At 62.9% G+C, this 23,002-nt stretch carries 21 protein-coding genes; 10 read left to right on the forward strand and 11 right to left on the reverse strand.

The features are described 5' to 3' along the window. Nucleotides 1-44: 44 nt before the first annotated feature. Nucleotides 45-611: a TetR/AcrR family transcriptional regulator gene (locus tag AC2ETI_RS18510; RefSeq protein ID WP_003945239.1), complete on the reverse strand. Its 567-nt coding sequence runs from the start codon at nt 609-611 to the stop codon at nt 45-47. Nucleotides 612-951: 340 nt separating this feature from the next. Here AC2ETI_RS18510 and AC2ETI_RS18515 point away from each other — a divergent pair, with 340 nt between their 5' ends. Both AC2ETI_RS18515 and AC2ETI_RS18520 read left to right on the forward strand, forming a co-directional pair. Beyond that, entirely contained in the window at nt 952-1,407 is a 456-nt protein-coding gene (locus tag AC2ETI_RS18515) for a nitroreductase family deazaflavin-dependent oxidoreductase (protein WP_021332755.1), read from the forward strand. A 59-nt stretch (nt 1,408-1,466) separates the two neighbouring features. After that, nucleotides 1,467-2,186, forward strand: coding sequence for an NADPH-dependent F420 reductase (locus AC2ETI_RS18520; RefSeq protein WP_019744583.1), 720 nt, complete (start codon nt 1,467-1,469; stop codon nt 2,184-2,186). 49 nt (nt 2,187-2,235) lie between these two features. Here AC2ETI_RS18520 and AC2ETI_RS18525 read toward each other — a convergent pair whose 3' ends face one another. Next, complete coding sequence (locus tag AC2ETI_RS18525; protein WP_019744582.1) at nt 2,236-3,639, reverse strand: class II fumarate hydratase; 1,404 nt, start codon at nt 3,637-3,639, stop codon at nt 2,236-2,238. Nucleotides 3,640-3,740: 101 nt separating this feature from the next. Further along, nucleotides 3,741-4,775: a class II fructose-bisphosphatase gene (glpX, locus tag AC2ETI_RS18530; RefSeq protein ID WP_019744581.1), complete on the reverse strand. Its 1,035-nt coding sequence runs from the start codon at nt 4,773-4,775 to the stop codon at nt 3,741-3,743. Between the two features lie 180 nt (nt 4,776-4,955). Between glpX and AC2ETI_RS18535 the strand changes: the two genes are divergently transcribed. After that, the gene (locus tag AC2ETI_RS18535; protein ID WP_029255848.1) at nt 4,956-5,525 is read left to right on the forward strand and encodes a DUF4245 domain-containing protein; all 570 of its coding nucleotides are present in this window, start codon (nt 4,956-4,958) and stop codon (nt 5,523-5,525) included. Nucleotides 5,526-5,546: 21 nt separating this feature from the next. Here AC2ETI_RS18535 and AC2ETI_RS18540 read toward each other — a convergent pair whose 3' ends face one another. The 3 genes from AC2ETI_RS18540 to AC2ETI_RS18550 are packed head-to-tail and all read right to left on the reverse strand — an operon-like array spanning nt 5,547 to nt 7,623. Further along, entirely contained in the window at nt 5,547-5,765 is a 219-nt protein-coding gene (locus AC2ETI_RS18540; RefSeq protein ID WP_003945276.1) for an exodeoxyribonuclease VII small subunit, read from the reverse strand. After that, nucleotides 5,762-7,027, reverse strand: coding sequence for an exodeoxyribonuclease VII large subunit (xseA, locus tag AC2ETI_RS18545; protein WP_003945258.1), 1,266 nt, complete (start codon nt 7,025-7,027; stop codon nt 5,762-5,764). The genes AC2ETI_RS18540 and xseA overlap by 4 nt, the downstream gene beginning before the upstream one ends. Next, entirely contained in the window at nt 7,024-7,623 is a 600-nt protein-coding gene (locus AC2ETI_RS18550) for a lipid droplet-associated protein (protein WP_113683167.1), read from the reverse strand. The genes xseA and AC2ETI_RS18550 overlap by 4 nt, the downstream gene beginning before the upstream one ends. 153 nt (nt 7,624-7,776) lie before the next feature. Here AC2ETI_RS18550 and AC2ETI_RS18555 point away from each other — a divergent pair, with 153 nt between their 5' ends. Continuing rightward, nucleotides 7,777-8,790, forward strand: a complete 1,014-nt coding sequence (locus AC2ETI_RS18555) for a 4-hydroxy-3-methylbut-2-enyl diphosphate reductase (RefSeq protein ID WP_003945273.1) — start codon at nt 7,777-7,779, stop codon at nt 8,788-8,790. 67 nt (nt 8,791-8,857) lie between these two features. On the opposite strand, the gene AC2ETI_RS18560 is transcribed toward AC2ETI_RS18555, so the two are convergent. Further along, nucleotides 8,858-9,814, reverse strand: coding sequence for a DUF6542 domain-containing protein (locus AC2ETI_RS18560; protein WP_029255846.1), 957 nt, complete (start codon nt 9,812-9,814; stop codon nt 8,858-8,860). 217 nt (nt 9,815-10,031) lie between these two features. Between AC2ETI_RS18560 and AC2ETI_RS18565 the strand changes: the two genes are divergently transcribed. After that, nucleotides 10,032-11,207, forward strand: coding sequence for an exonuclease SbcCD subunit D (locus tag AC2ETI_RS18565; RefSeq protein ID WP_020908513.1), 1,176 nt, complete (start codon nt 10,032-10,034; stop codon nt 11,205-11,207). Then, nucleotides 11,204-14,182, forward strand: a complete 2,979-nt coding sequence (locus tag AC2ETI_RS18570; protein WP_483634202.1) for an AAA family ATPase — start codon at nt 11,204-11,206, stop codon at nt 14,180-14,182. The genes AC2ETI_RS18565 and AC2ETI_RS18570 overlap by 4 nt, the downstream gene beginning before the upstream one ends. Here the strand turns inward: AC2ETI_RS18570 and AC2ETI_RS18575 are convergent, their stop codons facing one another. Then, complete coding sequence (locus AC2ETI_RS18575; RefSeq protein WP_003945249.1) at nt 14,183-15,376, reverse strand: AI-2E family transporter; 1,194 nt, start codon at nt 15,374-15,376, stop codon at nt 14,183-14,185. It lies immediately after the preceding gene. A 152-nt stretch (nt 15,377-15,528) separates the two neighbouring features. Between AC2ETI_RS18575 and AC2ETI_RS18580 the strand changes: the two genes are divergently transcribed. Then, the gene (locus tag AC2ETI_RS18580; RefSeq protein WP_113683164.1) at nt 15,529-15,933 is read left to right on the forward strand and encodes a hypothetical protein; all 405 of its coding nucleotides are present in this window, start codon (nt 15,529-15,531) and stop codon (nt 15,931-15,933) included. A 6-nt stretch (nt 15,934-15,939) separates the two neighbouring features. On the opposite strand, the gene AC2ETI_RS18585 is transcribed toward AC2ETI_RS18580, so the two are convergent. The 3 genes from AC2ETI_RS18585 to AC2ETI_RS18595 form a co-directional block, all read right to left on the reverse strand. Then, entirely contained in the window at nt 15,940-16,140 is a 201-nt protein-coding gene (locus AC2ETI_RS18585) for a YbdD/YjiX family protein (RefSeq protein ID WP_019744572.1), read from the reverse strand. A 2-nt stretch (nt 16,141-16,142) separates the two neighbouring features. Next, the gene (locus AC2ETI_RS18590) at nt 16,143-18,425 is read right to left on the reverse strand and encodes a carbon starvation CstA family protein (RefSeq protein ID WP_483634203.1); all 2,283 of its coding nucleotides are present in this window, start codon (nt 18,423-18,425) and stop codon (nt 16,143-16,145) included. A gap of 111 nt (nt 18,426-18,536) precedes the next feature. Next, nucleotides 18,537-20,114: an FMN-binding glutamate synthase family protein gene (locus AC2ETI_RS18595; RefSeq protein ID WP_029255844.1), complete on the reverse strand. Its 1,578-nt coding sequence runs from the start codon at nt 20,112-20,114 to the stop codon at nt 18,537-18,539. A gap of 92 nt (nt 20,115-20,206) precedes the next feature. Between AC2ETI_RS18595 and AC2ETI_RS18600 the strand changes: the two genes are divergently transcribed. The 3 genes from AC2ETI_RS18600 (at nt 20,207) to AC2ETI_RS18610 (ending at nt 22,998) form a co-directional block, all read left to right on the forward strand. Beyond that, nucleotides 20,207-20,707, forward strand: a complete 501-nt coding sequence (locus tag AC2ETI_RS18600) for a CD225/dispanin family protein (RefSeq protein WP_483634279.1) — start codon at nt 20,207-20,209, stop codon at nt 20,705-20,707. Between the two features lie 70 nt (nt 20,708-20,777). Then, nucleotides 20,778-21,857 (forward strand): redox-regulated ATPase YchF, encoded by a 1,080-nt coding sequence (gene ychF, locus AC2ETI_RS18605; RefSeq protein WP_019744568.1) that lies wholly within the window; start codon nt 20,778-20,780, stop codon nt 21,855-21,857. A gap of 133 nt (nt 21,858-21,990) precedes the next feature. After that, nucleotides 21,991-22,998 carry a hypothetical protein gene (locus AC2ETI_RS18610; RefSeq protein ID WP_483634204.1) on the forward strand — a complete coding sequence of 336 codons (1,008 nt, stop codon included), beginning with the start codon at nt 21,991-21,993 and terminating at the stop codon, nt 22,996-22,998. Nucleotides 22,999-23,002 lie beyond the last annotated feature (4 nt).

Here is a 23,002-nt window from a genome sequence, read left to right on the forward strand (position 1 = left end):
GCTCCTGCGCGGACGGCAGCAGCGGTTGGAAGTAGAGGGGTTGGTCAGCTCGGGGCCGAGACCAGAGCCTTGAGGTGCGCGCCGATCCGATCGAGAGGCGCGGTGGTGTGCTGAGCTTTTGCCATCAGAGTCGCGCCTTCGATCGACGCGATCACGACGGTTGCCCACTGTGCTGCAGTCTCGGACGGCTGTCCCTGCTGCCAGAAGAACGATGTGAGAAGCGATTCCCACGAGGTGAAGGATTCGCCCGCAGCAGTTAATGCCGCCGGCGTCGACGCGCCCTCCACCGCCGCGGCTGCGACCGGACAGGAGGAGGTGAAATCGCTCTCTACCAAGCTGTTTCGAAATATTGTGACAACCGCGTCGATGATCTCCGGTGGGGAAGACTGAGCGATCATCGAACTGATGGCGGCGCTGACGCCTCGGCCGAAGTAGGCAACTGCTTCGCCGGCCAGCTGTCCTTTGCCTTCGGGAAAGTAGTGGTACACCGACCCGCGGGGAGCTCCCGAGCGTTCGACGATCTCGGTGAGCGAGGTCGTCGCGATCCCGTGTTCACGGAAGGCATTGATGGCGCCGACCAGCATCAGAGTGCGGGAATCGGAGTCGGCCATCCCGCCATCGTATGCAATCGCAGAGCTGTTCGATTCATCTGGTGCCGCTGGTTCTCTTGGTACTCCCCACTTGCGACGCGCTGCGGCGATCGGACAACGCGTCTGCGGGCCGGTCATGGCAACGAGGTGTCTCGAGGTGTGTTCATCACTGCCTCCCAGTATGTCGATCGGTATAGGAACGAATCTGAGACTAGATGTAACCGACAGACACAGTCAAGTGTTGTGTGCAGGTAGTGGGTATTGATCGATATTCATGGTGGCAAAACTCCCGGATCAGTGGTTATATCGTGCGGTATAGAGCTGTTGCTTCGAGCGCCAGCTCCGGAGGAGAGGAAACGGCATGCCGGTACCGACGTCAGTTGCACGAAAACGAAGAATCGAAGTCGCAGTCGGGAAGTATTTCGCCAATCCGCTGGTCACCGGATTGAATCGGATCGGCTTGATGCCGTCGTTGATGACCGAGATCGAGACGGTTGGACGCCGAACCGGTCTGGCCCGCCGAGTGCCCGTTGCGATCACCTACGACGGCGACGAGGCGTGGGTCATCGCGCAGCACGGCATCGACAGGGGCTGGGGCGCCAATATCTCTGCGACGCCGAAGGTTCGGATCCGTCGCCGCGGCGAGTGGGTGGACGGACAGGCCCAGATCATGCCGGACGACGACGTCCCGGCGCGGGTGAAGACATTCACGTCGGGGAAGTTCAGATCGGCGCTGACGGCCTCGGCCTTTCGCGGATTGCAGACCGATCCGGTCAGTGTTCGCATCAGGCTCGAACTCGATCCGTCAACCGATTGAATCAACGGGAATTGAAGTAGTCGGTACGGAATGACCCGGTGCGTTCTCGTCGTTGACGAATGCAGCGGTGGCGCGATCGCCACTGCACACGACGAAGGAGCAGGGTCATGCGCATCGGAATCATCGGAGCCGGTCAGATCGGTGGCACGCTCACACGTAGGCTCGCTGCGCTCGGTCACGACGTGCGCGTCTCGAACTCGCGGACACCGGACACCCTTGCAGAACTGGAAGCGGAGACGGGCGCGAAGGCAGTCCGCAGCACCGAGGCCGCCGAGGGCGCCGAGCTGGTCATCGTGAGCATCCCGCAGAAGAACGTGGTCGATCTACCGGCGGGGATCCTCAGCGGTGCGGTCGCCGGTGCCCCGGTCATCGAGACCAACAACTACTACCCGCAACAGCGTGACGGTCTGATCTCGGCCATCGAGGACGGACAGACCGAAAGCGGATGGGTGCAGGAGCGCCTGGGTGTACCGGTATTCAAGGCGTTCAACGGAATCTGGTGGAAGCATCTCCTCGAGAAGGGGCTCCCCGAAGGTGCAGAGGGGCGCATTGCGCTACCCATCGCCGGCGACGACGACGCGAACAAGCAGGTCGTGTTCGATCTGATCAATCAGTTGGGCTTCGATCCTGTCGATGCGGGAACGATCGACGATTCCTGGCGTCAGCAGCCGGGAACTCCGGTGTACGGCAAGGACTTCGATCGAGAAGCGACGTTGAAGGCATTGGCCGAGGCGAGCCCCGATCGCACCGACGAGTGGCGCGCAACCACTACGGTGTAGGGAAAAGAGTGGCGGTTTCCGAAGTGGAAACCGCCACTCTGTTGTTTGTTCAGTCCTTGACCTTCGCCATCGCCAGAACGTCGAGACGCTTGTCGAGTTCTTCCTCGCTCAGCTTGTCCGGGACGAGTCCGCGCTCGATGACGACTTGGCGGATCGTCTTCTTCTCTTTGAGCGCCTGCTTCGCGACGGCCGCGGCTTCCTCGTAACCGATCGCCGAGTTGAGGGGCGTCACGATCGACGGTGACGATTCGGCGAGTGTCTTGAGGTGCTCCTCGTGTGCGACCAGTCCGCTGACACACTTGTCGGCGAACAGTCGAGAGACGTTGGCCAGCAAGGTGAACGACTCCAGCAGGTTGCGAGCCATGACCGGGATGTAGACGTTGAGTTCGAAAGCTCCGGCAGCGCCGCCCCACGCGATGGCGGCGTCGTTTCCGATCACCTGAGCCGCAACCTGAGTGGTTGCCTCGGGCAGGACCGGGTTCACCTTGCCGGGCATGATCGAGCTACCCGGCTGCAGATCGGGGAGTGCGATCTCGCCGAGTCCGGTCAGCGGGCCCGATCCCATCCACCGAATGTCGTTGGCAATCTTCGTCAGTGAGACTGCGATGGTCCGCAGCGCGCCCGACGCCTCGACCAGTCCGTCACGCGCGGCCTGTGCTTCGAAGCTGTTCTTCGCCGGAGTCAGCGCGTCGACGCCTGTCGATTTGACCAGCTCGGCAACAACTTTGGGGCCGAATCCATCCGGAGCATTGAGACCGGTGCCGACTGCTGTTCCGCCGATCGGCAGCTCGCCGAGGCGGGGGAGTGTTGCGTTGACGCGCTCGATGCCGGCCTCGATCTGACGTGCGTAGCCACCGAACTCCTGACCGAGCGTGACCGGCACAGCGTCCATCAGGTGGGTGCGTCCGGATTTGACGACGGTCTTCCACTCGGACGCCTTCGTGGCGAGTGCAGCGTGCAGATGTTCCAGTGCCGGAACAAGATCGGTGACCGCTGCTTCGGTAGCTGCGACGTGCGTGGCGGTGGGGAAGGTGTCGTTGGAGGACTGCGACATGTTGACGTGATCATTGGGATGTACGTCTACACCGGCGGCCTTCGCGATGGATGCGATGACCTCGTTGGCGTTCATGTTCGAGCTGGTTCCGGAACCGGTCTGGAAGACGTCGATGGGGAACTGATCGTCGTGCTTGCCTTCGGCGATCTCGTTCGCGGCGGCGATGATTGCGTCGGCCTTGTCCGCGTCGAGCAGTCCGAGGTCCTTGTTGACCTGCGCACACGCTGCTTTCAGCAAGCCCATTGCGCGGATCTGGGTGCGCTCGAGTGGGCGCCCGCTGATCGGGAAGTTCTCGACTGCACGCTGGGTCTGTGCCCGCCACAGCGCGTCGATGGGCACCCGAACTTCGCCCATGGTGTCGTGTTCGATTCGGAACTGTTGATCGTTGCTCTCCGTCATGGCTCCACATTGCCACTTTTGGAGGGCGGGTAGGGGACTACGTCCCCCGTGAGCGGTTAAGGAGTGCAGGGACTCCCTAACCGCTCACGGGGCGGAGCCGATCAGAACGTCGGGGGAACCGCGCCCTCTTCGCCGTCGAAGTCGACGGAGCTGTACTCACGCAGCTTCTCGAGACGGTGGTACGCGTCGATCATGCGAACGGTGCCGGACTTGCTGCGCATCACGATGGACTGCGTGCTGGCGCCGCCGCCGTAGTAGCGGACACCGCGCAGCAGGTCACCATCGGTGACGCCCGTGGCGCAGAAGAATACGTTCTCGCCGGAGACGAGATCTTCGGTGGTCAGGATCCGATCGAGATCATGACCGGCGTCGATGGCCTTCTGGCGCTCTTCGTCGTCGGTGGGTGCGAGCTTGCCCTGCAGCGATCCACCCATGCAGCGCATGGCTGCTGCGGCGATGATGCCCTCAGGCGTTCCGCCGATGCCGACGAGCATGTCGGTGCCGGACTCGGGACGCGCTGCGGCGATGGCGCCGGCAACGTCACCGTCGGAGATCAGACGGATACGAGCGCCGGTGTCGCGCACGTCCTGGATCAGCTGGTTGTGACGCGGGCGGTCCAGGATGCAGATCGTGATGTCGGAGACCGACGCCTTCTTGACCTTGGCGACGCGCTTGATGTTCTCGGCGATCGGTGCGCTGATGTCGATGACATCTGCAGCATCCGGTCCGACAGCGATCTTCTCCATGTAGAACACGGCCGACGGATCGAACATCGCGCCGCGCTCGGCAACAGCCAGAACGGAGATCGCGTTGGGCATGCCCTTGGACATCAAGGTGGTGCCGTCGACCGGGTCGACGGCGAAGTCACAGTCGGGGCCGTCGCCGTTTCCGACCTCTTCGCCGTTGAACAGCATCGGCGCTTCGTCCTTCTCGCCCTCACCGATGACGACGATGCCGCGCATCGACACGGAGGAGACGAGCTGACGCATAGCGTCGACGGCTGCTCCGTCGCCGCCTTCCTTGTCGCCGCGGCCTACCCAGCGGCCGGCAGCCATAGCACCGGCTTCGGTGACTCGGACCAATTCGAGTGCGAGGTTACGGTCCGGGGTCTCACGATGAGTGCTGCTGGCCGTCATGTGCGGTGCCTCCTGGCGCGGTCGCGGTCGACGGGGTGTGTCGACGCAGTGGTTTCTTCAGGCGTCATTGTCCCAGATGGGAGCGGCTACGTGCGCTGTCGGGTCGCTGCTGCGACGTTTTGTCTCGCTCGAAGGGGACCGGGAATCGTATCTACTGCGCAGTACCTGGATACTGGGGGTGTGGCATCGAAGAAACCCCGCATTCTCGAAGACAACAAAGACATGGTCTGGTCTCTCGTACCGTTGGTGCTGTTCTGCATCATCATTGCGGGCATCGCCAGCCAGTGCACATTCAGTCCTGGCGGCCCGACGCAGGGGCCTATCCCGAGCGTCGACGTGGACGCAGCTCTGAACTACGACGCGAAGGAACTTGGATTTCCCATCCGTAATCCCGGTGTTCCGGACGGGTGGACCCCGAACTCCGGCAGTCGCAAAATCATCTCCGGCGACGGTGGCGGAGATTCGAGCACTGTGGGATTCATCACGACCAGCGGTCGCTACATTCAGCTGACACAGAGCAACGCCGAGGAATTCCCGTTGGTGTCACACGTTGCCGGTGGACAGCGATTCGCGACCGGAGTCGAGACCGTCGGCGCCGACACGTGGAACGTCTTCGGCGGCGAGGGTGTCGAGTCGATCTGGGTCACGGACGTCGGGGATGTTCGCCTGTTGCTCACGGGCGCGGCGACGCCGGACGAGTTCCGGATTCTTGCCGAGAAGGTCGGCGCAGCGCAGCCGATCACGCCATAGGATTTCCGGTCGGAGCGGACGTTACTCGTCCGCTTCGGCCAGAGCCTTTTCGACGCGAGCCCTGGCGCCGGCCAAATGCTCTTCACAGCGCTTGGCCAACGCTTCGCCTCGCTCCCACAGTGAGAGTGACGCGTCGAGGTCCAGGCCGCCCTGTTCGAGAATCTTCACGACGCTCACCAATTCGTCGCGGGCTGCTTCGTAGCCGAGTTCGTTGATGTCGGTGTCGGTGGCGTTGCTCATTTTTCTCTTCCCATCACTGCGGCGCGAACGGCGCCGTCTGCAAGTCGAACTCGAATCTGGGTTCCGGGTGGCGCGTCCTCGACCGAGCGCAGAACCTCCGGATCGCCGTCGGCGACAACACGTTGCACGACTGCGTACCCGCGGGCCAGCGTCGCGGCGGGGCCGAGAGTGGTGAGCCGGGCGCGCAGATGCTCGATCGTTCGGGACTCGGAGTCGATCAACCGAGTTACATCGCGTCGCCCGGCGGCCTGGAGCCTTTCGACCTCTTCGGCGCGACGGTCCACCGCGAGCAGCGGTGATGCCATGACCGGTCGAGTGCGCAACTGTTCGATCAGATGAGACTCACGCTTGACCCAACTGCGCAGTGCCGCAGCGCTGCGGTCACGAAGATCGGCAACCAGAGCAGCTTCCGCAACCGCATCGGGTACGACGCGCTTGGCCGCGTCGGTGGGTGTGGCTGCGCGCAGGTCGGCGACGTGGTCACTGAGCGGGCTGTCCGGCTCGTGGCCGATGGCACTGACGATCGGCGTCGTGCAGGCCACGATGGCGCGGCACAGCGCCTCGTCGGAGAACGGCAGGAGATCCTCGACGCTACCGCCGCCGCGAGCGAGGATGATGACGTCGACTACCGGGTTGGCGTCGAGTTCCTTCAGCGCTTCGATGATCTGGGGAACAGCAGTCGGGCCCTGCACCGCGGTGTTACGCACCGCGATAGCCACTGCGGGCCAACGACGGTGGGCGACCGAGACGACATCCTTTTCGGCCGCGCTGGCTCGGCCCGTGATCAGGCCGATCGTGCCGGGCAGAAACGGAAGAGGCCGTTTGAGTCTCGGATCGAACAAGCCCTCCGCGGCGAGCAAGGCGCGCAGTCTCTCGATGCGGGCCAGCAGCTCACCGATACCCACGGCGCGAATCTCGGTGACACGCAACGACACCGTTCCGCGTCCGGTGTAGAACGAGAGCTTGCCGAACATCACGACACGCGAGCCCTCGGTCAACGGCACCGGAGAGTTGTGCAACAACTGTGGTGAGCATGTGATCGACAGCGACATGTCTGCCGACGGATCACGCAGAACGAGAAAGGCCGTTCGGGTACCGGGGCGTGCATTGATCTGGGTGATCTGACCTTCGACCCAGATGCTGCCGAGTCGATCGATCCAGCCGGCGACCTTGGCGGAAACCGTGCGGACCGGCCACGGCTGTTCAGCGCTGCTGGCGCCGGACGATCGCTGCGATGAAGCGGGGGGCGTTGCGGAAGTCACTTTGCCTTGGCTGTGGTGATGCGGTTGGTGAGCATGGTCTGGAACGGTGCGCGGGCGAGCGTCGCATTCTCGTAGTCCAGGACGGCGGTCAGCTCGTCGATGCTGAGCGTCCGGATGCGCGCACGGAGCTGTGCGAGTGTGAGGTTGGGGTAGTCGAGTTCGGTGACGATTTCGGGCTCTTCGGCAGGTCCGTCCGTCGTAGCTGCCGCGGATTCGGACTCGGCGCCGGGTGCGGGCTCCTCGATGGGGGCAGTCGGCTCGAGCGAGTAGAGCGCGAAGCGTCCGGCATTGGTCGGGGTGTCAGCGGTGGTCGACCCGGTGGAAGACGCCGAGTCCGCGGGAGCGTCGGCGTCCTCGTCGAAGACCGCCCACTCGGGCTGTTCGTCCTCGGAAGACCAGTTGATCAGTGCAAATGCCTGATCGCCCTTGATCGCCAACGAGGTGATCGACTGCTGCACGCGCATGCTTGTCTGCAGCATCTGGCTCACGGCGGTCATCGGCAGGGCGACAGCGGTGGTGGGCAACTTCTTTGCCTCTTCCATCGCGGTGACGGCGAGTCCCGCGGCAACGCGCGCCACGAACGGTGGTCGGATCATTCCCACAGCTTGCCGCAAAGCTCCGACAATCGGTAGCCGACTTGCCTGTGACGGCCGTACTCGTTTACTTCGGAACCTTCGATCGGAGCCCGAAACCGAGGTGTTCACGTTTGCCGGAGTGTCTCACGTTCGAGGTGCCAGTAGGCTGGTCACATGTCTTCGGCTGTTCCTCTCAATCTCGGTATCGCGCACTCGGCTGATTCGCCGTCCACCCGCAAGGGCAGCGCCAAGCGCGTGCTCCTCGCCGAGCCTCGCGGCTACTGCGCCGGCGTCGACCGCGCGGTCGAGACCGTCGAGAAGGCGCTCGAGAAGCACGGCGCACCCATCTACGTGCGTAAGGAGATCGTCCACAATCGCCACGTCGTCGAGACGCTCGAGGATCAAGGCGTGATCTTCGTCGACGAAACCGACGAGGTTCCGGAAGGATCACTCCTCGTTTTCTCGGCGCACGGTGTGTCTCCGGCCGTCCACGACTCGGCTGCCGAGCGGAACCTGCGCACGATCGACGCTACGTGCCCCCTGGTCACGAAGGTGCACCAGGAAGCAAAGCGATTCGCTCGCGACGATTACGACATTCTGCTCATCGGCCACGAAGGCCACGAGGAGGTCGAGGGCACCGCAGGTGAGGCTCCCGATCACGTCACGATCGTGGACGGTCCGGATTCGGTCGACGCAGTCACGGTTCGGGACGAGTCGAAGGTCATCTGGCTTTCCCAGACCACACTGAGCGTCGACGAGACGATGCAGACTGTCGCGCGCCTGCGTGAGCGCTTCCCCAATCTGCAGGACCCGCCGTCCGACGACATCTGCTACGCCACGCAGAACCGTCAGGTCGCGGTCAAGGCGATGGCTCCCGAGTGCGATCTCGTGATCGTGGTGGGTTCGCGGAACTCGTCCAACTCGGTTCGCCTGGTCGAGGTCGCGCTCGGGGCGGGCGCTGCCGCGTCGTACCTGGTCGACTACGCCCGTGAGGTCGATCTCGCGTGGCTCGAGGGTGTCCAGACCGTCGGCATCACATCGGGCGCATCAGTGCCCGAGGTGCTCGTGCGCGGCGTGATCGAACTTCTTGCCGAGCACGGATACAACGACGTTCAGCCCGTCACCACAGCCAACGAGACCTTGGTGTTCGCTCTTCCCCGTGAATTGCGAGCAGCGCGCACGTCCTAGAACAAGAAAATGCGGGGCACCTTCCATCTGGAAGGTGCCCCGCATTTTTTGCTGCTGGGCTCGTCTGTCAGGGCTCTTCGCGATCGCGGTACCGAACTCGCGGCGGCGGATACGCCGGAAGATCGACTCCGGGTGGGCGGCGCCGAGGGGGCAGCGGCGGCGATACGTCGTCACCCGAAGCGAAGAAGGGCTCCATCCGCTCCTCACGCCTGGGCGACGGACTGGGCTCGGGCGCCCGGCGGCGACCGTACGACGGGTAGTCGTCGTCTGCTGTCGGTCTGCTGTCCGGCTGAGGGCGACGCGTAGGCGGTTGGTGCGTGCGATCGACCCTGGGTGGCAGTGGGCTTCTCCGGGGCGGCAGCGGGCGATCGTCTTCGATCGGTTCGCGCCGGGGAGCGCTTCGGTAAGCGGGCTGTTCGTCCACCTCGGGGGCGCGGCGACGCGGGGGCCCGGGGACGGGCGCGTCCGAGACTCTGCGGCGACGCCCGGTCTCGGGCGCGGATTGTTCTCGCGTGGCAGCCGCAGAGGATTCTCGAGTGGCGGTCGCCGAGCGGCGGGAGCGGGTCGAGCGCGCAGGCCCGGTGGGACGCTGATTGAGCAGGAAGTACCGGAAACCGCCGACTATCAGCACGACGACGGTTGCGGCCAACATGATCGGAAAGCGGTTGACCAACGGGTACGCGATGTTGATCGCGATGTCGCGCAGTGCGGTGCTGTTGTCCTTGCCGATGAGCGTGTGCCCGATCGGCACCGCAGCGAAGAGCAGCAACGGAGGTTGGGCCATCGCGGTGAAAAGAGCCTTGTTCGAAGCGGCAACCACAGCGAAGAGACAGCCCAGGAAGTAGAACGTCGAAAACACCGCGGTGAGCTCGCCGCCGCCTCCGGTTGCATCGATCAGTACGCCGACGGCGGTGACACCGGCAGCAAGCAGGATCACTCCCCACCAGGGCAGGCCGGGGACGGTCACGATGAGCGATCGCTTGTCCAGCGGTACCCCGGAGCGAGCACGTTGGGTTGCAGACACATAACGACATTAGCGGTTCTTGCGTTGTCGGCCGTGTTTGTGCGGGTCGTGGCTGGCGCATTTATCGGCGCGATGGCGCGATGGTTTCGGGTTCTTCGCCAAACGAACCGGACGGATTGTGTGCAGGGTCACCGGACGTTCGTGGGTTGGGGCACACCGTCGAAGCCGTCAGCGTGGGAGATCGGCAGTGTCGGTGGGCTGCTCTACCGTCGGATTCATGAAGATTCTGCACACCTCCGATTGGCACATAGGTCGCACGTTTCACGGCGTCGATCTGTTGGCCGATCAGGCTAGTGTGCTCGGTTCCATCGCGGATTCCGTCCGCGAACACGGTGTTGACGTCGTGGTCGTGCCCGGTGACATCTACGACCGCTCAATTCCCAGTTCCGACGCGGTCACGGTGTGCAATCGAGGCTTCGAGGCAATCCGGGCGGCCGGAGCGGTCATCGTCGCCACGTCCGGCAACCACGATTCCGCGGTGCGGCTCGGTGCCGGGGCGTCCTTTGCAGCTGCCGGCGGATTGCATTTGATCACCCGAGTCGGCCAGATCGGTACTCCGGTGATGCTCAGTGATCAGTTCGGACCTGTCGCGTTTTACGGGATTCCGTATCTCGAGCCGGAGATCACGCGCGTCGAGTTGGACGTGCCCCGGGCTCGTACTCATTCCGACATCCTCGGTGCGGCAATGTCGCGTGTTCGGCGAGACCTCGCCGAACGAACAGCTACCGATCCGTCGACTCGGTCGGTACTGCTCGCGCATGCCTTTGTCGTGGGCGGTGAGGCGTCTGAATCGGAACGCTCCATTTCGGTCGGCGGAGTGGAGACTGTCGCAGTGGGCGAGTTTGCCGGTGTCGACTACGTTGCGCTGGGGCATCTGCATTCGCCCCAGATGCTCTCGGAGAGCGTCCGCTACTCAGGTTCACCGTTGCCGTATTCGTTCGGTGAGCGCAGCCACCGCAAGGCTGCTCTTTTGATCGAACTCGACGCAGCCGGTCTGTCGTCGGTGCAGCGCCTCGATCTTCCGGTGATTCGAGGGCTGAGCCAGGTGACGGGAACTCTCGAGGAACTTCTCACCGAGTCGAAGTACGCCGATTCCGAGCAGTGCTACGTCTCCGCTTTGCTCACTGATCCGGTTCGTCCCGTCGATGCCATGAGGCAGCTCCAGGCACGTTTCCCCTTTGCCGTTCACCTCGAATGGCAAAGGCCGGAAGGACAATCGGATCTCAAGTATCGCGACGCGGTACGGGGTCGAACCGACATGGAGATCGCCCGTGGCTTTGTCTCGGCCGTGCGTAGTGACCCATCCGAGCGGGAGGTCACGTTGATGGCCGAAGCGCTCAGCGCTGCCGCGCGCGCCGAGGAGTCCACGGTAGAACTGAGTGAAACCGCGTGAGGCTTCACAAACTCGAAGTCAGCTCTTTCGGGCCCTTTGCCGACACTGTCGAGGTCGACTTCGACCGATTGGGTGCAGACGGGCTGTTCCTTCTGCACGGCGACACCGGTGCAGGCAAGACCACGATCCTCGACGCGGTTTCCTTTGCCCTGTACGGGCGGGTTCCGGGTGCGCGCAACGAGGGCAAACGGCTACTGTCCGATCATGCGCCTGCCGGTTCGGTGCCGCGCGTGGAACTCGAAGCGACCATCAGTGGTCGCAGAATCAAACTTGTTCGTAGTCCAGAGTATTCGCGCCCGAAGAAGCGTGGCACCGGTTCGATCACAGAGAATGCAAAGGCCACACTGACGTGGTTGGACGGCCGCGGCGAAAACCTTTCGCGCATCCCTGACATCGGTGACGAAATCAACCGCCTCATGGGCATGAGCGCTGATCAGTTCTTCCAGGTGGTGCTCTTGCCGCAGGGTGAGTTCGCCAAATTCTTGCGTGCCGAGAGCGACGAGCGAGGCAAACTGCTCGAGCGTCTGTTCGACACCAAGCGATTTGTCTCCGTCGAGGCATGGTTCGACGCCAAACGAAAGGCAAGTGCGACCGCGCTCGCGGCCAGGGAGCAATCCGTACGACTGCTGCTCGCGAAGGTCGAGACAGCTGCGGGACTCGAGGTGGGCGCCGAGGCACACCCACTGGAATGGTCGCGCAAACTCCTCGCCGAGGCTCAGGACACCCGCGATGCAAGTCTCGCGGAGCTGGTGACCGCGAAAGATGCAGCAGCCGAGGCTAATCGGGTTCTGTCGGCGGCGCAGCGAACCGCAGATCTGGTAGCTCGCCGTAATCGTGCGACCGCTGAACTCGCAGCATTCAATACGGGCGCCTCCCAAAGAGCTGTGATCGGCGCCGAACTCGAGACCGCCAAGCGTGCACTACCGGTGGCCGCTGTCGCCGGCGATGTGGACGCTGCCGGCTTGCATCTCGCTGCCGCACTCGAATCGATGACCACAGCGATGTCGACCTACTCCGCACTCGACGGTCCGGAGATTTTCGTGCCGGAGGTGTGGCCACCCACCGACGATGAGCGTCAACGCGTCGTAGCTCGGATCCGGACCTGGCGTGACGAGATCGTTCGCCTGGACGCAATGGCGGAGGACGCTCGACGAGCCGATGCGGCAGAAGCCGAGATCGAGAAACTCGGAGTTCGGCGGGACTCCCTGTCCGAGCGCATCGATGCCATCGCGGTTGAACGCACTCAACTGCCAGAAATGGTGCGCTCGGCCGGCCAACGACTGGAGGATGCGCAACGCGCGCACGCGGCTCTGCCTGGCCTCGAGGCTGCACTCGTAAGAGCGTCGGATGCTGCGACAGCGGCCCATGAAATCGTTTCTCTGCGTGCACAAGCCGAGAAGATTCGTGTGCAGGTGTTGGATGCGCGCGACGCCCATCAGAGTGCTCGCGGGCGCTGGCTCGACCTCGTGCAAAAGCGTATCGAGGGCATGGCGGCGGAGTTGGCGAGTTCACTCGCGCCTGGTGACCCATGCCAGGTGTGTGGTTCGCGTGAACACCCTGCGCTGGCTCAGTCGGATGTCGTCACGGTCACCGAGCCCGATCTGGAAGCCGCGTCAGCGGCCGAGCGTGCGGCCGAGAAAGCCCTCAGCAAGGTGGCCGATCGCCAGGTAACCGTCGAACGTGACATCGACCGGGTGATCGCGCGCGGCGGAGACGGCGATTCCGAAGAACTCGACAGGCTCCGCGCCGAGGCACGGAACGCCGTCGACGAGGCGACACACTCTGCCGGTCAGGTTGGAGTGCTGGCACAAAAACTTGCGCAACTCAATGGGCGTGACACCGAACTGCAGCAGGAATCCGCTTCTCTGACAGCCGAATTGGCGGCACTTGCCGAGCGTAGGACGACTCTGTCAGCGACGGTCGTGCAGATTCGAGCGGCGATCGTTGCTGCGGTGGGAGAAGATTCGACCATCGCTGCTCGGCGCTCGCGGTTTGACGGCCTTGCCTCCGCTGCCACGGCGGCGTCCGAAATGCGCGACGACGCCGTTCGTGCGCAGGCCCGATCGGCGGAACTTTCGGCCAAACTGGCCGCTGCGGCGGCCGCTGCCGGATTCGATTCGGTCGAGGCTGCGATCGGAGGGGTGAGAGCGCCTGCCCGAATAGCGGCGATCGAAACGGAACTCGCCAAGGCGCGTGACCTCGAGGTTGCCGCCCGGACTGTCCTCGACGACCCCGAGGTTGTTGCGGTGGGTGAAGTCGAGACCGTCGACGTGGACGGCCCTCGCGGCCTCGCGCTTCAGTGCGCCGAGGTGGTGAACTCGGCTGTTGCGGCCGCTTCCCTGGCCGAGAACCGTGTGTCGGATCTCGAACGTTTCAGCGGACAACTCGAGAAGGCCTACGAGGCGGTTGCACCTGAGCGTGAACTGCACGACGAACTCGCTGCCCTCGCAGACGTGATCGCCGGTAAAGGTCAGAACAGTCGCAAGATGTCGCTGCGAGCGTATGTGCTCGCTTCGCGGTTGGAAGAGATCGCCGTGTCGGCATCGGTTCGGCTGCAGCGGATGTCCGGGGGACGGTACGAGTTCGTGCACAGTGACGAGGCAGGATCTCGGGGTCGCCGCGGCGGTCTGGGACTCGACATCCGGGACGACTTCACGGGCGTCGTTCGCTCGGCGAAGACGCTCTCGGGCGGTGAATCATTCTTGGCGTCATTGTCTTTGGCGCTCGGACTCGCCGATGTGGTTGCGGCGGAGTCCGGCGGAATCGTTCTCGACACGATGTTCATCGACGAAGGATTCGGCACCCTCGACGCCGACACCCTCGACTCGGTGATGGCTGTGTTGGACGAGCTTCGCGACGGAGGACGAGTGGTGGGCATCGTCAGTCACGTGGACGAGATGAGGCAGCGAATCCCGAGTCGCCTGCACGTCATTCGCGGACGTGCAGGCTCCTCGGTGAAGGTGATCGCGGGCTGATCAGGCCTTTTTATTCTCTACCTCTGACTCGGCGTCGTCGTCTTGATCTTCGAGGATGTCCGAGGCATCGCCGGCGGGCATCGGCTCGTTGTCGCTTGCGCGTTCGTCGATCTGCTCTCCGATGTAGCGGATGACAACTGCTGCAACAGCGGCGACGGGCACTGCGAGGAAGGCGCCGACGATGCCGTACAGCGAGCTACCGGCGGCCACGGCAAGCAGCACGATGACGGCGTGGAGTTTCATCGACTTGCTCTGCAGCACAGGCTGAAGGACGTTTCCTTCGATCTGCTGAACGGCCAGGATGATGATCAGCACGATGATGGCGGTGGTTAGGCCGTTTGCCACCAACGCAACCAACACGGCCAGGGCGCCGGCGACAAACGCACCGACGATCGGGATGAATCCACCGATGAACGTCAGAATTGCCAGCACCGGTGCCAGCGGGACCCCGAGGATGAGCAATCCGGCGCCGATGAAGACCGCGTCGATCAGGCTCACCAGTGCTTGAGTCCTGATGAATCCGCCGAGCGTGTCCCACATGCGGGTGAGGACCTCTTCGAGATGCCGACCGGCGCGGCCGCCGCCGACAGCGTGCAGCCAGGGGATGAACCTCGGTCCGTCCTTGATGAAGAAGAAGGCGAGAATCAGGACCAAACCGAGCGTGACCAACAACGAGCTCGCCGTGCTCACACCGCTGAAAACGCCTGAAGCGATGGCGGTTCCACTTTCCTGCACCTTCGTGATGACGGCATGGACTGCGTTGTCGATCTGGTCGTCCTTCAGATTCAGTGGCGGACCCTGGAGCCAGTCCTGAACCTGATTGATGCCCTCGGTGGTCTTGTTCGCGAGCTCGGGGGCCTGGCTGACCACTGACGGAACGATGCCTGCGATCACACCGGCCAAGATTCCGATCGAGAGGACCAGGGTGATGCCGGCTGCCGCGGCCGGTGGCATACCGCGCTTGATCATTCCGCGGGTCGGCGGCCACATGACTGTCGCAACGACGATTGCCAGAGCCACCGGCAGGATGATGACCCAGAGCTTTTCGATCAGCCAACCGAAAATCCAGGCGCCCAGCGAAATCGATGCCAACACCAACGACCACTTTGCGAGCCACATACCCCCTTGCCCGATGATCTCGCCGCGGTCGCGCTTTCGCACCCCTGCGGACGTCCCCTTGTCTTGCTCGCTCACTGATCGTCCTTTCCGTCGGCGCAGGGATCTCCTCGCCGATGTGCGAATCCGGTGATCTAGCTGAGCTGATCGTAACGACTGCATGCGATAACTCGTGTGTTGCGCTTCAATACTGTGTTTTGAAGCATGCCAGGCGGACTAACATTTCCGTCATGAGAATCGCAGCAGCAGTCGGGGCAGCAGCAATCGTCGTTCTCGGGCTCACCGCGTGTAGCACCGAGGATCAGGACAACGCGCAGAACAAGATCAGCGAGGCAGTCACGAGCGGGCAACAGGCGCTCGAGACGGCGAAGCAGTCAGCGGGCAACGCCATCGACCAGGGCAAGACGGCGTTGTTCGTCGCCACCTTCCGTGGGGCTTACGCACCATTGGCGGAGAACCGCGACGACGCAGACATCGAGGAGATCTTGACGACCACGTGCAACGAGGTCGCCAACGGCACAGACGAGGCGGAGGTCAAGTCCAAGATCACCGACCTGGCCGAGAACAACGGCAACAAGCCCACCGACGAGCAGGCCGGCCACATTTACGACCTCGCGAAGGCCACCTGCCCCTGACCGGATTCAGCAGCAGCGGGCGCCCGGGTTGGCGTCGGCTGCTGCATGCCGGCGGCGCCAGAACTCTCGTTCGCTGATCACCGGTGAGTCGGCGTGGTGGCGTCGGGTGTGCTCGACGTAGCGCTGATAGTCGAGATCACCCATCACCGAGCGAACCCACCACAGCGTTCCGCGGAACGCTGTGGTGAGTTTTGCCGTCATGGTCATGGTCAGTGCCCACCTCCGTGCGCGGCGCCGGGTGCCCGGACCTTCCCGGCTTTGATGAGCTCGTCCCATTCCTTCTGGATTTCCTTCTCCGCGGGCGTCGGAATGAAGCTTGCGGGACCGAAGATCTTCGACGGTTCCTCCGGGGACTCGGTGGTCGGCAGCCCACCCGCTCGGATTGCCTTGGCACATACGATGATCCCGGCGATGACGACGACGATCACCAGTGACGCGAAGATGATCGACAACGTGCCCTGAATGAAGGTGTTGCGAATGACGGCATCGATGGCCTCCGGAGTCTTCGCAGAACCGTGCGCCGTCTCACCTGCGGCCTTCGCATCCTTGAACACGTTGTGCTGAGCCCAGTAACCGATCGCGGGGTTGTCGGAGAAGATCTTCTGGTACGACGCGGTCATAGTCACGACCAGGTCCCACACCAATGGCACGCCGGGGATCCAGGCCCATTTGAACAGGCCCTTCTTCATGACGATCGTCATGACCACCGTCAGTGCGATCGCGGCCAGAAGTTGGTTGGCGATGCCGAAGAGCGGGAAGAGCGTGTTGATTCCGCCGAGTGGATCGGTGACACCCATGAGCAGGATCGCGCCCCACGCAGCGACCACGATCAGCGAGCACAGCCACGCGCCGACGCGCCACGACGGGTCCTTGAACTTCTTTGCCGGACCGCCGAAGTTGCCGAGCGAGTCCGAGAGCATGAATCGAGCGACGCGAGTGCCGGCATCGATCGTGGTCAGGATGAAGAGAGCCTCGAACATGATCGCGAAGTGGTACCAGAACGATTTCAGCGAGTCACCGCCGAAGACGTCGCTGAGCACTTCGGACATGCCGAACGCGAGCGTCGGAGCGCCGCCGGTTCTCGAGATGATCGATTCTTCCCCGACGGCCTCGGCTGCCTGCGTCAGCACGTCCGGTGTGATGGGGGCGGTGCCGAGAGGCAGATTGTTGACGTATTCGGCTGCGGTTTCCGGTGTTCCACCGGTCAGCGCCGCGGGAGCGTTGAGTGCGAAGTACAGGTGCTGATCGAGGATGCAGGCGGTGACCAGAGCCATGATCGCGACAAACGATTCGGTCAGCATGCCGCCGTACCCGATCATCTTGGTCTGGCTTTCCTTCTCGAGCAGCTTCGGCGTCGTGCCGGACGCGATCAGCGCGTGGAAGCCCGAGAGTGCGCCACAGGCAATGGTGATGAATAGGAACGGGAACAATGAACCGGCAAAGGCCGGGCCTTCGCCGTTGGAGGCGAACGGCGTCACTGCAGGCATGTTCAGCGCGGGTCGTGCGACCAGAATTCCGATGGCCAGCAATGCGATGGTGCCGACCTTCATGAACGTCGACAAGTAGTCGCGCGGTGCCAGGAGCAGCCAGACCGGCAGCACCGAAGCGGCGAATCCGTACGCGATCATCAGCCACGCAATGGTGACCTTCGAGAGTGTGAACCAGTCTGCGCCCCAACCGGTATCGGCTACCCAACCACCGGAGACGATGGCCAGGAGAAGCAGGACGACGCCGATCAGGGAGACTTCGGAAACCTTGCCCGGCCGCAGATACCGCAGGTACACGCCCATGAACAGGGCGATGGGGATGGTCATCGCGATCGAGAACACACCCCACGGGGACTCGGCGAGCGCATTGACGACCACAAGTCCGAGAACGGCGATGAGGATGATCATGATGACGAACACGCCGATCAATGCGGCGACGCCGCCGACGAGGCCGAGTTCTTCGCGGGCCATCTGACCGAGGCTGCGCCCGCGGCGCTTCGACGAGATCCACAGGACCATGAAGTCCTGCACCGCCCCGGCGAACACCACGCCGACGATGATCCAGATCGTTCCCGGTAGGTATCCCATCTGCGCGGCCAGGACGGGTCCGACCAGGGGACCGGCACCGGCGATTGCCGCGAAGTGGTGACCGAACAGCACCCGACGATCGGTGGGCATGTAGTCGGCGCCGTTCTCCATGATCTCGGCGGGAGTTGCGACGTCGTCGCGGGGCTTGACGATCTTGCGTTCGATCAACCGCGCATAGAAGCGGTAGGCGATCAGATAGGTACAGATTGCGGCCAACACGAACCACACGGCGCTGATGTGTTCACCGCGGACGATCGCAATCATGTACCAGGAGCCCGCGCCGACCAGTCCGAGAACGAGGAAGACGACGCGCGCAGTGGTGGAAATGGGTGTTTTGTCGATGACGCCGACAGGTGGCAGGTCAGGATCGGTTTTCAGGTACTCGACATTTGGTTCCGGCGCAGTCGTCAAGCTCATCGTCGAACTCCGTCCACTAGTGCAGTGTGGCCGCCGTCACAGCGGGCCATCTGTCACTGTAGGACCAGACGGGTGAATCCGCGCGATCTGTGGCGCGGGAGTCGACCGGCGTCAGAATCGGTGAGCGTCGGCGTCGATCCAATCGGTGAGCCAGCTCTGCGGCGGGGAGTCGAGCAGTTCGCCCGGCATCAGCCAGTCGAACAGGTCGGCATAGGTACGCGTGGTGAGACCGTCGACGCGGCGGTTGAGCATTCCCGGTTGCAGTTGGTCGAACGAATCGATGCCCATCGACGCGATCATCTGTTGTGCGCTGGCGACAGTTGCCTTCTGGAAGCGGTAGACGCGCTCGCTCTTGTCGGGGATGTCGAGTGCGCGGGTGCGCGCCGGATCCTGAGTGGCAACGCCGACCGGGCAGCGGTTTGTGTGGCACATCTGGGCCTGAATGCAGCCCACTGCGAACATCATTGCGCGGGCAGCCATCGTGAAGTCTGCGCCTTGGATGATGCGTTTGACGATGTCGGAACCGCTCGCCACCTTTCCGGAAGCGCCGACTTTCACGAGAGCGCGCAGACCGGTTCCCACCAAGGCGTTGTGCACGAGCATCAGGCCTTCGGTCAACGGCATGCCCATGTGGTCCTCGAATTCCACCGGACCTGCGCCGGTGCCGCCTTCGGAACCGTCGACGATGATGAAGTCCGGCGTGATGCCGCGTTCGATCATCGCCTTGCAGATTCCGAGGAATTCACGACGCGAGCCGACGCACAGTTTCATCCCGACTGGCTTGCCGCCCGACAGTTTTCGCAGGGTCGCGATGAAATCGACCAGTTCGACCGGGGTGCTGAACGCGGTGTGCGCGGGTGGCGAAATCACGGTCTGGCCGACGGGTACCCCGCGGGTTTCGGCGATCTCGGGGGAGACCTTGACTCCGGGAAGCACGCCACCCAACCCGGGTTTCGCACCTTGCGAGAGCTTGATAGAAATGGCCTTCACCTGATCGAGTCCGGCACGCTCGGCAAAACGGTCAGGATCGAATCGGCCGTCCTCGGTTCGGCATCCGAAGTATCCCGAGGCAATTTCCCAGATCAGATCGCCGCCGTGTTTGCGGTGATACGGACTGATCGCGCCTTCGCCGGTGTCGTGGGCGAAGCCGCCTTTGGCGGCGCCGGCGTTGAGGGCCTCGATTGCGTTGGCGGACAACGACCCGAAGCTCATCGCGGAGACGTTCAAGAGAGCGATGTCGTACGGCTTCGTGCAATCGCGTCCGCCGAGGCGAACTCGCGGAACGGTGTCGGGGGCGGTCCGTGCGCGAATCGAATGCGTCATGAACTCGTAGCCGATCGCATTGACGTCGCGCTCGGTCCCGAAGGGCTCTTCCGCCAGTGTTCCCTTTGCCCGCTCGTAAACCAGATCTCGCGTTTCGCGATCGAATGGCATTCCATCGGTGGATGATTCGACGAAGTACTGCTGGATCTCCGGTCGAATCTTCTCGAGGAGGAATCGCGCGTGCCCCAGGACCGGATAGTTACGGAGGATGCTGTGGGACCTCTGAGTGAGGTCATAGGTGCCCATCGCCGCCAGCGCGAGAGTGACGACAGCGATCACCCACCATCCGGGCGAGGCGACAATTGCGAGCGCGGCGGTGCCGAGACCCACTATCCATATCAAGAGCACGATCAGCATCCGAGTCACCTCGAGAGCGTAGGCGCCCACTGTGACACGGCAGCGGTAAGTCTCCACTAGGTTCTGCGATAGAGAACCGAATCCGACTCTTTGGGGGAATGATGACCGAACCGCAATATCCGACCGACCCGCAGGATCCGAAGGAGCAGCAGTATCCGGCGAGCCAGCAGTATTCAGCCGGTCAGCAATATTCAGCCGGCCAGGAGTATCCGACGGGCCAGCAGTACCCGACCGACCCGCAGTACTCAGCCGGACAGCAGTATCCGACCGGTCAGCAGTACAGCGCGACCCAGCAGTACAGCGCCGCACCCACGTACGCGGCGCCTCAGTACGGTCCGCCGAAGTCCAACGCGGGATGGGCCGTCGCGTCGATCATCTTCTTTTGGCCTATCGCGTTCGCCGCGTTCAACCATCTCCACGACATCTACCCGAAGTGGGCGATGGGCGATCACCAGGGCGCGCAGTACGCGTCCGAGCGCGTGAAGAAGCTCGGGCAGATCTCGCTCCTCATAGCCGTCATCTGCTGGGTGCTGTTCATCGCGTTCTACGTCATCTTCCTGGTTGCGATCGTGTCGTCCGTCGATTCGTATACCTACAACTGATCACCTGCCGCGACGTGACGGTGGGGCGAGTACCCGTCACGTCGCCGCGAGGCCGTAGAATCCACAGACCGTGAGCCTTACCCTCGGAATCGTCGGACTGCCCAACGTCGGCAAGTCCACCCTTTTCAATGCACTGACCAACAACGACGTGTTGGCAGCGAACTACCCGTTCGCGACCATCGAACCCAACGTCGGCCTGGTCGAGCTGCCCGATCCGCGGCTGCAGAAGCTCGCCGAGATCTTCGGCTCCGAGCGCATCCTCCCCGCGACCGTGTCGTTCGTCGACATCGCGGGAATCGTGAAGGGCGCGTCCGAGGGCGCAGGCCTTGGTAACAAGTTCCTGGCCAACATCCGTGAAGCGGACGCCATCTGCCAGGTAGTTCGCGTCTTCGCCGACGACGACGTCATCCACGTCGACGGCAAGGTCGACCCGGCCTCCGATATCGAGGTCATCGAGACCGAGCTCGTGATCGCGGACATGCAGACCTTGGAGAAGGCTCTCCCGCGTCTGGACAAGGAAGCTCGCAAGAACAAGGAGCTCAAGCCGGCCCACGACGAGGCACTGAAGGCTCAGGCTTTCCTCAACGAGGGCACGACGCTCTTCAGCGTCAAGGACAAGCTCGACTTCTCGCTGCTGCGTGAACTGAGCCTGCTCACCACCAAGCCCTTCCTGTACGTCTTCAACGCCGACGAGTCTGTGCTCACCGACGCAGCGAAGGTTGCGGAATTGCGCGCATCCGTCGCACCGGCCGACGCTGTGTTCCTCGACGCGAAGGTCGAGCAGGAACTCCTCGAGCTCGACGAGGAAGACCGCCAGGAAATGCTCGACTCGATCGGTCAGACCGAGCCGGGCCTGCACGCTCTCGCGCGCACCGGCTTCCACACCCTCGGACTGCAGACCTACCTGACGGCTGGTCCGAAGGAAGCTCGCGCCTGGACCATCCACAAGGGTGACACCGCGCCCCAGGCTGCCGGCGTCATTCACACCGACTTCGAGCGCGGCTTCATCAAGGCTGAAATCGTGTCCTTCGACGACCTCGTCGAGGCGGGTTCCATGGCCGCAGCCAAGGCTGCAGGCAAGGTCCGCATGGAGGGTAAGGAATACGTCATGGCCGACGGCGATGTGGTGGAGTTCCGCTTCAACGTGTAAGTGTGCAGGTCATCGGCAGTTTTGTGTTAGATGGTACGCAGTGAGTACGCAGTTTGAATGTGGTGCCGAACAATCGGCATGACGATTGGGGCCGTTGGGTGGACTGAGCCCACGTCTAACAGGGGTGACTTGCATGGCGCAGTACGGATATCGAATTTTCACCGTCGAACGCATGAACGGCGCAGGCAACACCGTGACGCCCTTCGTTGATGACAAGTGGGGCGACTTCACTGCTCATGTAGCCGAGTCATACGAGCGTGCAATCGGAGGGAAGTGGCACGAGAATCCAAAAGATGCTTTCGACTCGGCCGGTAACCCTGCTCCTCTAGACCCCAACAGTCGGATTATCCGACTCGACTGGGTTCGGCGCGGTGACACTTCGATTCTGTTTGCGTTCTCACTCGGTAAGAACGATGGATTTGCCGACGCCATGTCTGCACAAGCCGGCGACCCTGACGTCTCGATCGAGCATCTCGCGCCCCGGCGCCAATTCCGCGGTGTATACGTTTTCCCGCCCGCTGAAACTCAGGGCGTACTCGTTTTGGAGTGCATCTCTAGATCGTGCCCGATCGTGCCACTCAAGAGGTGGAGCAAGAACTGGGGTAAAAACCTGGAAATGATCGATCCCAAGTCGAAACATTGCCGTGTTAGCTTCGCGCAAATGACGGACGACAGTCAGGTTCGGGAGCTCATTCGCGACGGTGAACCTCAAGAAATCGTCCTTTCGGAGCATGACTCTGCAGGCATTGGACTGCCCAGCGCCACTCAATATCGCCTCACAGCTCCGGTTAAGCAGAGGCAAACCGCCATGAGCGTTGTGCGAAAGTGGGCCAAGAACACGAGTACGACCACGATGGACGAGGGCATCGAGGAAGCAAAAGCGCTTATCGGACCCAAGGTTGCTGATGTGGACTTCGATGACTGCTACGTGAGCGTGAAGCACGAAGGGCAGGTTAAGCATGTCCGACCTGACGCCTACAGTGAGCTGTTCACGTACGACAATCGGATCGCGCAACGGCCCACCGACGAGTACTTTCGACTGGTCCAGGCGAAGTTGGCGTCTCTGGGGCTTGTGCGAAAAATGGGTCTAGACTTGAGGACGTGGCCGACTGATCTCCCTGAACTGGGTCAATCAAGCTAGAACA

This window comes from Rhodococcus sp. MurmanLake-1 (genome assembly GCF_056945715.1).